The sequence below is a fragment of the Variovorax sp. W2I14 genome, assembly GCF_050435205.1.
Taxonomy (GTDB): Bacteria; Pseudomonadota; Gammaproteobacteria; order Burkholderiales; family Burkholderiaceae_C; genus Variovorax; species Variovorax paradoxus_C.
The window spans coordinates 3,172,056-3,186,585 of record NZ_JBNDJX010000001.1 but is presented as its reverse complement, the minus strand read 5'-3'; the positions used below and the strand labels follow the sequence as shown (position 1 = coordinate 3,186,585).

General features: G+C 66.2%; 12 protein-coding genes and 3 tRNA genes. All 15 read left to right on the top strand.

Annotated features, from left to right (window positions below; genetic code table 11):
- Positions 1-4 precede the first annotated feature (4 nt).
- The 15 genes from purF to QF040_RS14920 all read left to right on the top strand — a co-directional run bounded on the left by purF (position 5) and on the right by QF040_RS14920 (position 14,521).
- On the top strand, positions 5-1,510 hold the full coding sequence (gene purF, locus QF040_RS14990) for an amidophosphoribosyltransferase (protein WP_306882804.1): 1,506 nt from the start codon (positions 5-7) through the stop codon (positions 1,508-1,510).
- An 8-nt stretch (positions 1,511-1,518) separates the two neighbouring features.
- A complete protein-coding gene (locus QF040_RS14985; protein WP_429611698.1) occupies positions 1,519-2,739 on the top strand; it encodes an O-succinylhomoserine sulfhydrylase in 1,221 nt (406 codons plus the stop codon).
- Between the two features lie 10 nt (positions 2,740-2,749).
- Positions 2,750-4,138 (top strand): glutamate--tRNA ligase, encoded by a 1,389-nt coding sequence (gene gltX / locus QF040_RS14980; RefSeq protein ID WP_429611697.1) that lies wholly within the window; start codon positions 2,750-2,752, stop codon positions 4,136-4,138.
- Between the two features lie 73 nt (positions 4,139-4,211).
- Positions 4,212-4,287, top strand: a tRNA-Ala gene (locus QF040_RS14975).
- 55 nt (positions 4,288-4,342) lie between these two features.
- Positions 4,343-4,418: transfer RNA gene (locus tag QF040_RS14970), tRNA-Glu, on the top strand.
- Between the two features lie 69 nt (positions 4,419-4,487).
- Positions 4,488-4,564, top strand: a tRNA-Asp gene (locus QF040_RS14965).
- 74 nt (positions 4,565-4,638) lie between these two features.
- A complete protein-coding gene (locus tag QF040_RS14960) occupies positions 4,639-5,640 on the top strand; it encodes a LysR family transcriptional regulator (protein ID WP_429611696.1) in 1,002 nt (333 codons plus the stop codon).
- A gap of 100 nt (positions 5,641-5,740) precedes the next feature.
- Entirely contained in the window at positions 5,741-7,312 is a 1,572-nt protein-coding gene (locus QF040_RS14955) for an AMP-binding protein (RefSeq protein WP_429611695.1), read from the top strand.
- A 14-nt stretch (positions 7,313-7,326) separates the two neighbouring features.
- The gene (locus QF040_RS14950; protein WP_306882809.1) at positions 7,327-8,523 is read left to right on the top strand and encodes an acyl-CoA dehydrogenase family protein; all 1,197 of its coding nucleotides are present in this window, start codon (positions 7,327-7,329) and stop codon (positions 8,521-8,523) included.
- Between the two features lie 50 nt (positions 8,524-8,573).
- Entirely contained in the window at positions 8,574-9,569 is a 996-nt protein-coding gene (locus QF040_RS14945; RefSeq protein ID WP_429611694.1) for a tripartite tricarboxylate transporter substrate binding protein, read from the top strand.
- 200 nt (positions 9,570-9,769) lie between these two features.
- A complete protein-coding gene (locus QF040_RS14940) occupies positions 9,770-10,852 on the top strand; it encodes a tartrate dehydrogenase (protein ID WP_429611693.1) in 1,083 nt (360 codons plus the stop codon).
- Positions 10,853-10,887: 35 nt separating this feature from the next.
- Positions 10,888-11,838: an ABC transporter permease gene (locus QF040_RS14935; protein WP_429611692.1), complete on the top strand. Its 951-nt coding sequence runs from the start codon at positions 10,888-10,890 to the stop codon at positions 11,836-11,838.
- Complete coding sequence (locus QF040_RS14930) at positions 11,835-12,719, top strand: ABC transporter permease (protein WP_429611691.1); 885 nt, start codon at positions 11,835-11,837, stop codon at positions 12,717-12,719. The genes QF040_RS14935 and QF040_RS14930 overlap by 4 nt, the downstream gene beginning before the upstream one ends.
- A gap of 3 nt (positions 12,720-12,722) precedes the next feature.
- On the top strand, positions 12,723-13,712 hold the full coding sequence (locus QF040_RS14925; protein ID WP_429611690.1) for an ABC transporter ATP-binding protein: 990 nt from the start codon (positions 12,723-12,725) through the stop codon (positions 13,710-13,712).
- Positions 13,709-14,521, top strand: coding sequence for an ATP-binding cassette domain-containing protein (locus tag QF040_RS14920; protein WP_429611689.1), 813 nt, complete (start codon positions 13,709-13,711; stop codon positions 14,519-14,521). Before QF040_RS14925 ends, QF040_RS14920 begins: the two co-directional genes overlap by 4 nt.
- Positions 14,522-14,530 lie beyond the last annotated feature (9 nt).

The following is a 14,530-nucleotide window of genomic DNA, read 5'->3' as shown; positions in this document are numbered from 1 at the left end:
GCTCATGTGTGGAATCGTCGGCGTTGTCAGCAACGCACCCGTCAACCAGTTGCTCTATGACGCGCTGCTGCTCCTGCAGCATCGCGGCCAGGACGCGGCCGGCATCGTGACCTTGCTGGAACGCAAGTTCTTCATGCACAAGGCCAAGGGCATGGTGCGCGATGTGTTCCGCACCCGCAACATGCGCGCGCTGCCGGGCAACGTGGGCCTGGGCCAGGTCCGCTATCCGACCGCCGGCAATGCCTACAGCGAGGAAGAGGCGCAGCCCTTCTACGTGAACGCGCCCTTCGGCATCGTGCTCGTGCACAACGGCAACCTCACCAATGCGCACGCGCTGCGCTCGGAGCTGTTCTCCACCGACCATCGCCACACCAACACCGAGAGCGATTCGGAAGTGCTGCTCAACGTGCTCGCGCACGAACTGGAGCGCTCATCGCGCGGCGTGCCCCTGCATCCGGCCGAAGTGTTCGCCGCGGTCAAGAACATGCACAAGCGCCTGCGCGGCTCGTACGCCGTGGTCTCGCTGATTGCCGGCCACGGCCTGCTCGCCTTCCGCGATCCGTACGGCATCCGCCCGCTGTGCATGGGCCGCAACGAGAAAGACGGCACCGTCATGGTGGCCAGCGAATCGGTCGCGCTCGAGGGCTCGGGCCATGTGTTCGAGCGCAACATCAACCCGGGTGAAGCGGTGTTCATCGACCTGGAAGGCAAGGTCCATTCGATGCAGTGCGCCGAGGCGCCCACGCTGAACCCGTGCATCTTCGAATTTGTGTATCTCGCGCGTCCGGACTCGGTGCTCGACGGCATCTCGGTCTACCAGGCGCGCCTGAACCTGGGCGAAACGCTGGCCAAGCGCGTGGTCTCGACCGTGCCGCCGAACCAGATCGACGTGATCATCCCGATCCCCGAATCGAGCCGTCCGAGCGCCACGCAACTCGCGCATCTGCTGGGTGTGCCGTACCGCGAAGGCTTCGTGAAGAACCGTTATGTGGGCCGCACTTTCATCATGCCGGGGCAGGGCGTGCGCAAGAAGTCGGTGCGCCAGAAGCTCAACGTGATCGCGAGCGAGTTCAAGGGCCGCAACGTGCTGCTGGTCGACGACTCCATCGTGCGCGGCACCACCAGCCGCGAAATCGTCCAGATGGCGCGCGATGCCGGTGCCCGCAAGGTGTACCTGGCCAGCGCCGCGCCCCCGGTGCGCTACCCCAACGTCTACGGCATCGACATGCCGACCAAGGACGAGCTGGTCGCGCACGACCGCACTGTCGACGAAATCCGCGAACTGATCGGCTGCGACGCGCTGATCTACCAGGACGTCGATGCGATGAAGCGCGCCATCGGCTCGCTGAACACCAAGCTCGACGGCTTCGACGCCTCGTGCTTCGACGGCGTGTACGTGACTGGCGACATCGACACCGACGCCATCTCGCGCATGAACGGCAACCGCCCGCGCATCGAAGAGACCGAAGAAGATTCTTCGCGCCTCGCGCTCCCCAATCACAGCGAGTGAGAGCTGAAGTGACCGACGAACGAACCCTGCCGCCCGGACTGCACCGCGACACGCTCGCGCTGCGCACCGGGCTGGCGCCCAGCCAGCATGGCGAGCATTCCGAAGCGCTGTTCCTCACCAGCGGCTTCGTGCAGCCCGACGCCGAAACCTCGGCACGCCGCTTCGCCGGCACCGAGCAGGGCTTTACCTACTCGCGCACCTCCAACCCGACGGTGACCAGTTTCGAGCAGCGCCTTGCCGCGCTCGAAGGCACCGAAGCGGCCATCGGCGCGTCCACCGGCATGGGCGCGATCCTCATGATGTGCATGGGCCTGCTGAAGGCCGGCGACCATGTGATCTGTTCGCGCTCGGTGTTCGGCTCGACGCTGAACCTGTTCGGCAAGGAGTTCGCGAAGTTCGGCGTCGAGACCACTTTCGTCTCGCAGACCGACGTGGCCGAGTGGCGTGCCGCGATCAAGCCGAACACCAAGCTGCTGTTCGCCGAGACGCCGACCAATCCGCTGACGGAAGTCTGCGACATCCAGGCGCTCGCCGATCTGGCTCACGGTGCGGGCGCGCTGCTTGCGGTCGACAACTGCTTCTGCACGCCGGTGCTGCAGCGGCCGGCCGAACTCGGCGCCGACCTCATCATTCATTCGGGCACCAAGTACCTCGATGGGCAGGGCCGCGTGATGGCGGGCGCGATCTGCGGTCCGTCGAAGCTCATCGTCGATGTGTTCGGCCCGATCGTGCGCACCGCCGGCATGGCGCTGTCGCCGTTCAATGCATGGGTCGTGCTGAAGGGCCTTGAAACACTTGGAATCCGCATGAAGGCGCAGTGCGCGAATGCATTGGCCGTGGCGCAGTGGCTAGAGCAACAGCCGGGCGTCGCGCGCGTCTATTACCCCGGTCTCGCTTCGCATGGGCAGCATGAGCTCGCAATGCGCCAGCAGTCGGGGCAGGGCGGGGCGGTGGTGTCGTTCGACGTGATCGGCGACACGCCGGAAGCGGCGCGCGCCAATGCCTTCCATGTGATCAACAGTACGCGCGTGGTGAGCATCGCCACCAACCTGGGCGACACCAAGACCATCGTCACGCACCCGGGCACGACCTCGCACGGTCGGCTCGCCGAAGTGCAGCGCCAGGCGGCTGGCATCAGCCAGGGACTGATCCGCGTTGCGGTCGGCCTCGAATACATCGACGACATCACGGCCGACCTCGCGCGCGGCCTGAGCACCCTGAATTCCTGAATCGAGTTTCATGACCGGCAAAGTTCGCACCCGCATCGCTCCGTCTCCCACCGGCTTCCTTCACTTGGGCACGGCCCGCACCGCGCTCTATTCGTGGGCCTACGCGCGCCACCACGGCGGCGAGTTCGTGCTGCGCATCGAGGACACCGACGTGGCCCGCTCCACGCAGGACTCGACCGACCAGATCCTCGCCTCGATGCACTGGCTCGGCCTCGACTACGACGAAGGCCCGATCTACCAGATGCAGCGCCTGGAGCGCTACCGCGAAGTCATCGCGCAGATGCTCGCGGCCGGCACGGCCTATCACTGCTACTGCACGCCCGCCGAGCTCGACGAGATGCGCGAGGCACAACGCGCGCGCGGCGAGAAGACACTGTACGACCGCCGCTGGCGCCCCGAGCCGGGCAAGGTGCTGCCGCCCGTGCCCGAAGGCGTGCCGCCGGTGGTGCGCTTCTGCAATCCGCCCGAAGGCGACGTGACCTGGAACGACCTCGTCAAGGGCGAGATCACCATCAACAACCGCGAGATCGACGACCTCATCATCCTGCGGCCCGACGGTGTGCCCACGTACAACTTCGCGGTGGTGGTCGACGACTGGGACATGAACATCACACACGTGTTCCGCGGCGACGAGCACATCAACAACACGCCGTGGCAGATCAACATCTTCCGCGCGCTGGGCGCACCGCTTCCTCAGTTCGGCCATGTGCCGGTGATCCTGGGCGACGACGGGCAGAAGCTCTCGAAGCGCCGCGGCGCCGTGAGCGTCACTGCGTATGAAGAGAACGGCTACCTGCCTGAAGCGATGCTGAACTACCTCGCGCGCCTGGGCTGGAGCCACGGCGACGACGAACTCTTCACGCGCGAGCAGATGGTGAGCTGGTTCGACGGCTCGCACCTTTCCAAGAGCCCTGCGCAATGGGATGCGGCAAAGCTCGCATGGGTGAACGCGCAGTACATCAAGGCGAAGGCCGATGCGGAACTCGCGCCGCTCGTGGCCGCGCAACTGAAGAAGCGCGGCATCGAGGCGGACGACCGGCTCGTCGCCATCTGCGCGCTCTTCAAGGACCGTTGCGAAACCACGGTCGCGCTGGCCGATTGGGCCACGGCGTTCTACGCGGACGTGGCGCCGAGCGAAGCCGATCTCGCGCAGCACGTCACCGATGCGGTGAAACCCGTCATCGCGACGCTGGCCGAGAAGCTCGCGGACGTGCCATGGGAAAAAGTTTCGATCGCCGCAGCCATCAAGGAAGTTCTGGCCGCGCATTCTGTGAAAATGCCCGTGTTGGCCATGCCGGTTCGCGTCCTCGTGATGGGAACACCGCAGACGCCATCCCTCGATTCGGTGCTCGCACTCTTTTCTCGCGAAAAAGTTGTGGAGCGTTTGAAAAGGGCCTGATTTTTCGGTCTATAATTTGAGGCTCGACACCGACACAAGGTAATTCTGAAAAGAAGAACCTGAAAGTCAAATTGGGGGTATAGCTCAGCTGGGAGAGCGCTTGCATGGCATGCAAGAGGTCATCGGTTCGATCCCGTTTACCTCCACCATCAAAAGTGTCGAGAAGAAGATAAGTGCTGATCGCAGCACGGTTCCTAAGGTTTTGACCCTATCGTCTAGAGGCCTAGGACACCACCCTTTCACGGTGGCTACCGGGGTTCGAATCCCCGTAGGGTCGCCAGTTTCATGCAAGTGAAGCAGGCACAAGTCGTCAGCACTTGGCTCCGCAAGGAGTGAACGTTGTCTACCAGGAGTGGTAGTTCAGTTGGTTAGAATACCGGCCTGTCACGCCGGGGGTCGCGGGTTCGAGTCCCGTCCACTCCGCCAGATAAAACCCCTCGCAGCTTTCGAGCCGCGAGGGGTTTCCTCTTTGTGGGCTGCCCCAAACGTTGGCAATACACATGGACCTTCGCGCGCTTCGCTACTTCATCGCAGTGCTAGAGGCGGGAAGCCTCTCCCGGGCCGCGGCTTCGCTCTACGTGGCCCAGCCTGCGCTCACTGCGCAGATAAAAAAGCTCGAAAACGAACTCGGCACCCAGCTCTTCGAACGCTCGCATGCAGGCGTCACGCCGACGACCGCGGGCATGCAGCTCTATCACGACGCGCGCCGGCTGCTGTCCGATGCGGCTGCGCTGCGAGAGCGCTTCCAGCGGCCGCCGAACGGTCTCGAAGGTTCGGTCACGCTGGCAATTCCCTCGCTGCTTTCATCCTTGCTGCTCGGCCCTGTGCTGATGCGGCTGAAAGACCGACATCCGCTCGTGCGCGTCTTCGTGCTGGACGACCTGAGCCTCATGGTGAAGAAAGTCATGCTCGATCGCCGGGCCGATGTCGGCATCCTGGTGGACACGCCGGCGCTCGAAGGCATGGCGTGCGAGCCGCTTGCGGAAGAGTCGATCTTTCTCTGCGGCTTCGATGTCGGCGGCATGGCGGCGCCGCTGGTGAAGCGCCCGCGCAAGTCCGCATCCGGCAAGGCGGTCACGCGACGCGGCATCGGTGACATCGCCTTCGCAAAAGCCGCGCAGCTCCCGTTGGTGCTGCAGTCGCGGCGCTTCAACATCCGGCAGCAGGTCGAAGGCGCCGCATCGAACCTCGGCATCGAACTCAACGTGGCCTACGAACACGATTCGGCACGCGTGCTGCGCTCGCTCTACCAGGCCGGCGCAGGCTTCACTTTCACGCCCGGATGCGCGCTCGACGCCTCGGCATTGACGAACGAACACTGGATCTGCGCCCGCGTGACCGAGCCCGAACTCAAGCGCAGCTACACGCTCGCGACGCCCGCGAACCGTGCGGTCGATCCGGTCGCACAGGCGCTGATCGATGTGCTGCGCCAAGAGATCGAGCGCATGGTCGGCGAAGGAATCTGGAAGGCCGAACTCCCGGCCGGCCATCAGAAAGATTGATGCCTTCGCATCAGCAAACGGTATTTCCTCCTCGAGCGCCTGCGCCGCGATAGTGGCGGCAATCCACCCGAATGCAGAGGTGGCGCACAGGAGATAGCTTTTGAATTCCACATCCTTCGAGGTCGCCAACGTCGGCGGCCTCGTCTCTCGCGCCTCCCGCGCGTTCTCGAAACAGATCGCGATCAAGAGCCCGGCGCGATCGATCACCTACGACGCACTCGAGCGGCGTTCCAACCGCCTGGCCCATGCGCTGCTCGCACAGGGACTCGCACGCGGCGCCCGGGTCGGCGTGTACCTGCCCAATTGCATCGAGGTCGTCGAGCTCGAACTCGCCTGCTACAAGGCGGCGCTCGTGAAGGCGCCGATCAATTCGCGGCTCTCGCCCGTCGAAGTGGCCGAGGTCATCGCAAACAGTGAGGCCGAGCTGATCGTGACCACCGCCGCGCGGGCCGAAGCATTCCTTCCCTTGCTGAAAATCTCAGCGCCGCGTCTTCTGTTGATCGACCAACCGGAAGGCGCATCGAACAGCTACGAGGCTGCATCGGCCGCCGCAAGCGATGTGTTCGAAGCCGTGCGCGTGCGCTCCGACGAACTGGCCGTGCTGCACTACACCTCCGGCTCGAGTGGCGTGCTGAAGGCGGCCATGCAGACCTTCGGCAACCGCCTCGCGCAACTGCGCAAGTTCCTGATGCGCGCCGACGGCATGCGCCCCGGCGAACTGCTCGGACTCGTCGGTCCCATCACGCACGCCTCGGGCATGCAACTCGTGCCGGCGCTTTGCAGCGGCGCGACCATCCGGCTGTTCGACGGCTTCGAGCCCGGACGCTTTCTTGCGGAGATGCGCGCCGACCGCGTCGCCCACACCTTCATGGTGCCGACGATGATCAACATGCTGCTCGCGCACCTCGAGGGCCAGTACCTCCCGCTGCCCGATCTGAAGCGGCTCGGCTATGGCGCGGCGCCGATGGCGCCCGCGCGCATCCTGCAGGCGATGGACGTGTTCGGCCCCGTTCTTTCGCAAGGTTACGGCGCAGGCGAAACTACGTCGGGCGTGTGCGGCCTCTCGGTCGAAGACCATCTGTTCGCACGTGCCGCGCGGCCCGATCGGCTCGCGTCCTGCGGCCGGCCGTTCCTGGAGTCACGCGTCGAGATCGTCGATGACGAAGGCCAGCCCGTCGCAGTCGGCGAGATCGGCGAGATCGTGGTCAGCGGCCCCGACATCTTCGCCGGCTACTGGCGCGCGCCCGAACTCACGGCCGAAGTGCTGAAGAACGGCGGCTATCACACCGGCGACCTCGCGCGCGCGGACGACGACGGCTACATCTACATCGTCGACCGCAAGAAGGACATGGTGATCACCGGCGGTTTCAACGTCTATCCGTCGGAAGTCGAGGCGGTGCTCTACCAGCATGCGGCCGTCGCGGATGCCTGCGTGTTTGCGGTGCCCGACGACAAATGGGGCGAGGCCGTCGCCGCGCACATCGTGCTCAAGCCCGGCGAGGCGCCCGATGCGGCCGTGCTCGACGCCTTCTGTGCCGACCGGCTCGGCGGTTTCAAGCGTCCTCGGATGATCGAGTTCGTTTCGGCGCTGCCCAAGAACGCCAACGGCAAAGTGGCGCGCAAGACCATCCAGGCCCCGTACTGGGCCGACCGCGCGCGGCGCGTCAATTGAAGAACGGAGGACCCATGACTTCATCCACCCCGGCAACGGCCCCGTTCGAAGGCTCGGCAGAGGCTGCCGAACTCTCCGCCCGCATCGGCGATTTCATCCACGGCGAACTGGCCGCGATCGTCCGCGAGCACGGCATCAACCATGAGCGCAGCCCCGACCGCGAGACGCTGCGGCGTGTCTGGCGGCGCTCGAACGAACTCGGCTTCTACGGCATCACCTTGCCCAAGGCGATGGGCGGCCTCGGCCTGTCCGTGCTCGACCACGTGCTGATCAAAGAGGCCATCTACGCCAGCGGTTCGCCGCTCGCGCCGCATGTGTTCGGCGAACTCAGCGGACCGCCCCGGGTGGGTGCGCTGGCGCGGCAGGCCACGCCCTACCAGCTGGAAGCGTTCATCCAGCCAGTGGCGAATGCCGACAAGGCCATCTGCTTCGCGTTGACCGAGGCCGAAGCCGGCTCCGACGCCGGCGCCGTCCAGACGCGTGCCGAGCGGCAGGGCGACGACTACCTGCTCACCGGCCGCAAGCGCTTCATTTCGGGATCGCCGTTCGCGGACTTCGCGCTGGTCATGGCCTCGACCGCGACCGATCCCGCCCAGCGTGAGATATCGGCCTTCTTCGTCGACCTGGGCCAGCCTGGTGCGCGCGTGGAGTCGGGCTACAAGACCATGGCCGGCCAGTCGCACACCGGCGACATCGTGCTGGAGGCCTGCCGCGTGCCGGCGCGCAACATGATCGGCGAGCCGGGGCGCGGGCTCGCGCTCGCACTCGGGCGCATCACGGTGAACCGGCTGCTTCATTGCCCCGCGATGGTCGGGCTCGCGCGCGTGGCGTTGAACGATGCGCTGGACTACGCGCGCGGCCGGCGCCAGTTCGGCCGCGCGATCGCGCAGTTCCAGGCCGTGCAGCACATGCTGGCGAACATGGCGACCGACCTAGCCGCCGCGCGCGGGCTGATGATCGCCACCGCGCGCCAGATCGATGCCGGCGGCGAGGCGCGCGCCGAGGCTTCCATGGCCAAGCTCTTCTGCTCCGAAGCCGCTTTCCGCATCGCGGACTCGGCCGTGCAGATCCATGGCGGCGAAGGCATCGTGCAGGGCCGGCGCGTGGAGTTCCTGTTCCGCATGCTGCGCATGTACCGCGTGCTCACCGGCACCAGCGAGATCCAGCGCAACACCATCGCGCGCGAACTGCTGGGCGACCCAGCCGCCTGACGGCAAGCGCCTCGCCGCCTACAAGAACCAGATCGAGAGACAAGACAGACATGAACCACCAGGATCACCTAGCCACCCGGCGACAACTGTGCAAGGTACTCGCCACGTCGCTGCTGCCGGCCGCTTGGCCGGCGTTCGCCGCGGACGCCGATTGGCCCAGCCGCCCCATCAAATGGGTGCTTCCCTATCTCGCGGGCACGGGCCCCGACAACACCGCGCGTGCGCTGGCCGAGGCGGTCGGCACGCTGCTGGGGCAACCGGTGGTCATCGAGAACCGCGGCGGCGCCGCCGGCAACATCGGCGCGCGGCTGGTGGCGCGCGCGCCGGCCGATGGCTACACCTGGATCTACTCGGCCGCACCGATGGCGGCCAACATGCGCATGTACGCGAACCCCGGCTACGACGCGATCAAGGACTTCCGGCACATCATGCGATTGACGACCTCGGACATCCTCCTGATCGTCCATCCCTCGTCGGGCATCGACACCGTGCGCGATCTCATCGACCGCACGCGCGCCAACCCGGGCAAGCTCGACTACGCGTCCGGTGGCGTGGGCACGCCGTCGCACCTGGGCATGGAGCTGTTCCTGAGCGCGGCCGGCGTGCAGGCGATGCATGTGCCCTACAAGGGCGCCTCGGAGCTGGTCAATGCGGTGCTCGGCAAGCAGGTGCTCTTCGCGATGCCGATCTTCAGCGTTGCCTATCCGCACGTTCAGGCCGGCCGGCTCAAGGCGCTGGCCGTCGCCGGCAGCCAGCGCAACCCGGCGTTGCCCGAGCTGCCCACGCTGGCCGAGGCGGGCGTGCCCGGCGTGTCGCTCACGTCGTGGGGCGGCATCTCGGTGCCGGCGCGCACACCCGATCCGATCGTCGCGAAGATCCATGCGGCAGTCGAAGAGGCGTTGCGCCAGCCGGCCGTGCGCACCGTCATCGAGGTCTCGGGCGGGAGCGTCAGCCCCTCCAGTTCGCAGGAGTACGCCAAGGGCTTCGTGCAAGAGATCGCGCTGACAGAAACCATGATGAAGAAGGCGCATCTCGCGCCGATGTGAGGCCCGATCGGACCCTCAAAGCCTTCTTGAAAATAGAAGGCTGAAGCGATTTCAGGACCAAGCAGAGTCATGAAATGCCTCTGCGATGCGCTCGTAACGCCTTCTGATATTGGCAATACAAAGTACGTGCCAACCCCGATCCTGCGGCACGACTCCTGCTTCTAGACTTGCTCGCGAAACAGTCTTCAAGCAGGTATTCGATGCAGCAAAGAAAACACAAAATCGCCGTCATCCCGGGTGACGGCATCGGGATCGAAGTGGTGCCCGAAGGCCTTCGCGTGCTCGACGCGGTGAGCCGCAAGTTCGGCATCGAATTCAGCTTCGATCACTTCGACTGGGGCTCCGACCACTATGTGCGGCACGGTCTCATGATGCCGGCCGACTGGGACGAGCGCATCAAGGGCCACGACGCGATCTACTTCGGCGCCGTCGGCGCGCCCGACAAGGTGCCCGACCACATTGCCGTGTGGGGCCTTCTCATCAAGATCCGCCGCGAGTTCGACCAGTACGTGAACCTGCGCCCCGTGCGCCTGATGCCCGGCGTGCCCGGACCGCTCGCGCATCGCAAGCCCGGCGACATCGATTTCCTCGTGGTGCGCGAAAACACCGAAGGCGAATACACCTCGGTGGGCGGGCGCCTCTTCGAAGGCACGCCGCGCGAAATGGCGATCCAGGAGGCCGTGTTCACGCGCCACGGCGTCGACCGCATCCTCAAGTACGCCTACGAGCTCGCGAGCAAGCGCCCGCGCAAGAACCTCGTGGCGGCGACCAAGTCGAACGGCATCTCGATCACCATGCCGTACTGGGACGAGCGCCTGGCCGAGATGGCCAAGCGCCATCCCGACATTGCGACGAGCAAGTACCACATCGACATTCTTTGCGCGCACTTCGTGCAGCACCCCGACAGGTTCGACGTGGTCGTGGCCTCCAACCTCTTCGGCGACATCCTGTCCGACCTGGGCCCGGCATGCACCGGGACCATCGGCATCGCGCCTTCGGCGAACCTGAATCCCGAGCGCGCGTTCCCGTCGTTGTTCGAGCCGGTGCACGGCTCCGCGCCCGACATCGCGGGCAAGGGCATCGCGAACCCGATCGGCCAGGTCTGGTCGGCCGCGCTGATGCTCGACCACCTGGGCAACGGCGACCCCGTGTATGCAGAGGCGTCGGCCGCCGTGCTCGCGGCCATCGAGACGGTGCTGAGCGAAGGTCCGCGCACGCGCGACATGGGCGGCACGGCGAACACGGTCGACGTGGGCCGCGCCATCGCGAGTTGCATCGAATGACGCGCCACCGCCGCACGAAGCAACGAGACCGATAGATGGGCCTCTTCCTGCTCAAGCGCCTGGCCACGCTGGTCGGCACGCTGATCGGCGCGTCGATCATCGTGTTCCTCGTCCTGGAGATACTGCCCGGCAACGCCGCGCAGATGCTCATGGGCCCCGACGCATCGCCCGATGCGGTGGCCGCGCTCGCCACGAAGCTGGGCCTCGACCAGCCGGCGTGGACGCGCTACTGGCACTGGATCGGCGGCATCCTCACCGGCAACCTCGGCGACAGCTACGCCTACGGTTCGCCGGTGCTCGACCTCATCCTCGAACGCCTTGCGCTCACCGTGCCGCTGGCCGTGCTCGCGATGACGCTCACCACCGTGCTCGCGCTCGTCGTCGGCGTGACGGCGGCCGCGCGCCACAACAAGATGGGCGACGTTGGCTTGATGGGCATGACGCAGGTCGGCATCGCGATCCCGAATTTCTGGTTCGCGATCCTCTTGATTCTGGTGTTCTCGGTGAAGCTGCAGTGGTTCTCCGCGGGTGGCTTCGACGGATGGGGCGAGGGCGTGCTGGGCGGCGTGAAATCGCTGTTGTTGCCGGCGCTGTCATTGGCGGTGGTGCAGGCCGCGATCCTCGCGCGCATCACGCGTTCGGCGGTGCTCGAGGTGATGCGCGAAGATTTCGTTCGCACTGCGCGGGCCAAGGGCGTGTCGCAGCGCGCCGTGTTGTGGCTGCACGTGCTGCGCAACGCGATGATTCCCGTCATCACCGTGATGGGCATGCAGTTTTCCGAACTGCTGGCCGGCACCATCGTGATCGAGAACGTGTTCTACCTGCCGGGCCTAGGCCGGCTGATCTTCCAGGCCATCAGCAACCGCGACCTCGTCGTCGTGCGCAACTGCGTGATGCTGCTCGCGGCGCTTGTCGTCATCGTGAATTTCGTGGTCGACGTGCTCTATGCCGTGATCGACCCGCGCATCAAGGCGAGCGACATATGAACACCATCGCCGCTCCTGCAGTTCCCAGCGCAGCCGCGCTCACCGTGCCGGGATTCTGGCGTCGTGCGCGGCATCACCGCAGCTTCGTCATCGGCGCCGTCCTCGCGCTGCTGCTGCTCCTTGCCGCGCTCGTGTCGTTCGTGTGGACGCCGTGGTCGCCGTACGAGATGGACATGGCCAGCAAGATGCAAGCGCCCTCGGCCGCGCACTGGCTGGGCACCGACGCCTTCGGGCGCGACGTCGCCTCGCTGCTGCTCGTCGGCGCGCGCGCTTCCATCCTCGTGGGCGTGATCGCCGTGGGCATCGGCCTCGTGGTCGGCACGGCGCTCGGTTTGCTGGCGGCCGCTCGGCGCGGCTGGGTCGAGGAGGCGATCATGCGTTTCGCCGACTTCTCGCTCGCGTTCCCCGCGATCCTCTCGGCCATCATGATGACAGCGGTGTTCGGCGCGGGCATCGTCAACGCCATCGTCGCGATCGGCATCTACAACATCCCGACCTTCGCGCGCATCACGCGCGCCTCGGCCAATGCGATCTGGTCGCGCGAATACATCGCTGCGGCACGCGCATGCGGCAAGGGTTCCTTCTCGATCACGATGCAGCATGTGCTGCCGAACATCTCGGCCGTGCTGATCGTGCAGATCACCATCCGCTTCGCCATCGCGATCCTCGCGGAGGCGGCGCTCTCGTACCTGGGCCTAGGCACGCAGCCGCCGCAGCCTTCGTGGGGCCGCATGCTCAGCGAAGCGCAGACGCTCATGTTCCAGCAGCCGCTGCTGACCGTGTTCCCCGGCATGGCCATCGCGCTGGCGGTGCTCGGCCTCAACCTGCTCGGCGACGGTCTGCGCGACCTGCTCGATCCGCGCCTTGCACGAGCCCGCTGAACCATGCCTCTTCTCGAAGTCAACGACCTGCGCATCGGCCTGCAGACCCAGCGCGGCCCGGCCGAAGCGGTGCGCGGTATTTCCTTTTCCCTGGAGCGTGGCGAAACGCTGGGCATCGTGGGCGAGTCGGGCTGCGGCAAGTCGATCACCGTGATGTCGCTCATGGGCCTTCTGCCTTCGACCGCGAAGGTCGGCGGCAGCATTCGCCTCGACGGGCAAGAGCTCGTCGGGTTGCCCGAGAAGGCGATGTGCCAGATCCGCGGCAACCGCATCGGCATGATCTTCCAGGAGCCGATGACGGCACTGAACCCGGTGCACACCATCGCGCGCCAGGTCGGCGAGCCGTTGCGGCTGCATCGCGGCCTCTCCAAGGCCGAGGCGCGCAAAGAAGCGCTGGGCCTGCTGGAGCGCGTGGGAATTCCCGATGCGGCGTCGCGGCTCGATGCATATCCGCACCAGTTCTCGGGTGGACAGCGCCAGCGCATCGGCATCGCGATGGCGCTGGCCTGCGGTCCCGACCTGCTGATCGCCGACGAGCCCACCACCGCGCTCGACGTGACTATCCAGAAGCAGGTGTTGGACCTGATCCAGAGCCTGGTCGCCGAGATGGGCATGGCGCTGATCCTGATCTCGCACGACCTCGGCGTGATCGCCAACAGCGTGCAGCGCATGCTCGTGATGTACGGCGGCAGCATGGTCGAGAGCGGGCCGACGAAGGCCGTGTTCGCCGAGCGCGCGCATCCCTACACGCGCGGCCTGTTCGCGGCGCGTCCGGTGCTCGGTGGGCCGCGAACCGGCCGGCTGGCCACCATCCGCGGCAGCGTGCCCGAGCTGGTGGACCTGCCGCGTGGCTGCGCATTCGCAGGGCGCTGCGGCTTCACGGCCGAAGCCTGCTACACCACGAAGCCGCCGCTGGCCATGAAGCCGAGCGGCCATGCGGTGCGATGCCTCCGTCTCGAAGAAATCGCGGCGCAGAGCGCTGTTCCCGCATGAGCAGAACCGCCACAACCCAGCCGCTGCTGGAGGTGACCGACCTTGTGCGGCACTACGACCTGCCGCGCGAAAAGCTCTTCGCACCGCCGCCGACCGTCAAGGCGCTCAACGGCGTGAGCTTCAAGGTCGAAGCCGGCCGCAGCCTCGGCATCGTCGGTGAATCGGGCTCGGGCAAGTCGACCATCGCGCGCCTCGTGATGGCGCTCGACACGCCGACCTCGGGCAGCGTGAAGCTGCTCGGGCGCGATCTGCACACGTTGCCGAAGAGCGAACTGCGCAATGCGCGACGCGATTTCCAGATGGTCTTTCAAGACCCGTACGGCTCGCTCGACCCGCGCCAGACCGTCGCACGCATCGTCGCCGAGCCGCTTGAAGCATTGGCCGAGGTTTCCCGCAAGGAACAACGCGAGCGCGCCGCCGAATCGCTCGCCGCCGTGGGCCTGCGCACCACCGACATGGACAAGTACCCGCACGAGTTCTCGGGCGGGCAAAGACAGCGCATCGCCATCGCGCGTGCGCTCATCACGCGGCCCAAGCTCATCGTCGCCGACGAACCCGTCAGCGCGCTCGACGTGTCGGTGCAAGCGCAGGTGCTCAACCTGATGCAAGACCTGCAGCAGCAGTTCGGCATCAGCTACCTGCTCATCAGCCACGACCTCGCGGTGGTCAACCACCTGTGCGATGACGTCGCCGTCGTCTTCAAGGGCCAGATCGTGGAGCAGGGCGCGCCGGGCCACCTGTTCCGCCACGCGCAGCACCCCTACACGCGGACCCTGCTGTCCGCCGTCTTGCAGACACCCGCCGGTTGAGCCGCGCGG

Bases quoted from the DNA above. Each gene is read 5' to 3' on its own strand.
- purF (WP_306882804.1), top strand. From the start codon at position 5: ATGTGTGGAATCGTCGGCGTTGTCAGCAACGCACCCGTCAACCAGTTG.
- gltX (WP_429611697.1), top strand. From the start codon at position 2,750: ATGACCGGCAAAGTTCGCACCCGCATCGCTCCGTCTCCCACCGGCTTC.
- QF040_RS14960 (WP_429611696.1), top strand. From the start codon at position 4,639: ATGGACCTTCGCGCGCTTCGCTACTTCATCGCAGTGCTAGAGGCGGGA.
- QF040_RS14950 (WP_306882809.1), top strand. From the start codon at position 7,327: ATGACTTCATCCACCCCGGCAACGGCCCCGTTCGAAGGCTCGGCAGAG.
- QF040_RS14945 (WP_429611694.1), top strand. From the start codon at position 8,574: ATGAACCACCAGGATCACCTAGCCACCCGGCGACAACTGTGCAAGGTA.
- QF040_RS14940 (WP_429611693.1), top strand. From the start codon at position 9,770: ATGCAGCAAAGAAAACACAAAATCGCCGTCATCCCGGGTGACGGCATC.
- QF040_RS14935 (WP_429611692.1), top strand. From the start codon at position 10,888: ATGGGCCTCTTCCTGCTCAAGCGCCTGGCCACGCTGGTCGGCACGCTG.
- QF040_RS14930 (WP_429611691.1), top strand. From the start codon at position 11,835: ATGAACACCATCGCCGCTCCTGCAGTTCCCAGCGCAGCCGCGCTCACC.
- QF040_RS14925 (WP_429611690.1), top strand. From the start codon at position 12,723: ATGCCTCTTCTCGAAGTCAACGACCTGCGCATCGGCCTGCAGACCCAG.
- QF040_RS14920 (WP_429611689.1), top strand. From the start codon at position 13,709: ATGAGCAGAACCGCCACAACCCAGCCGCTGCTGGAGGTGACCGACCTT.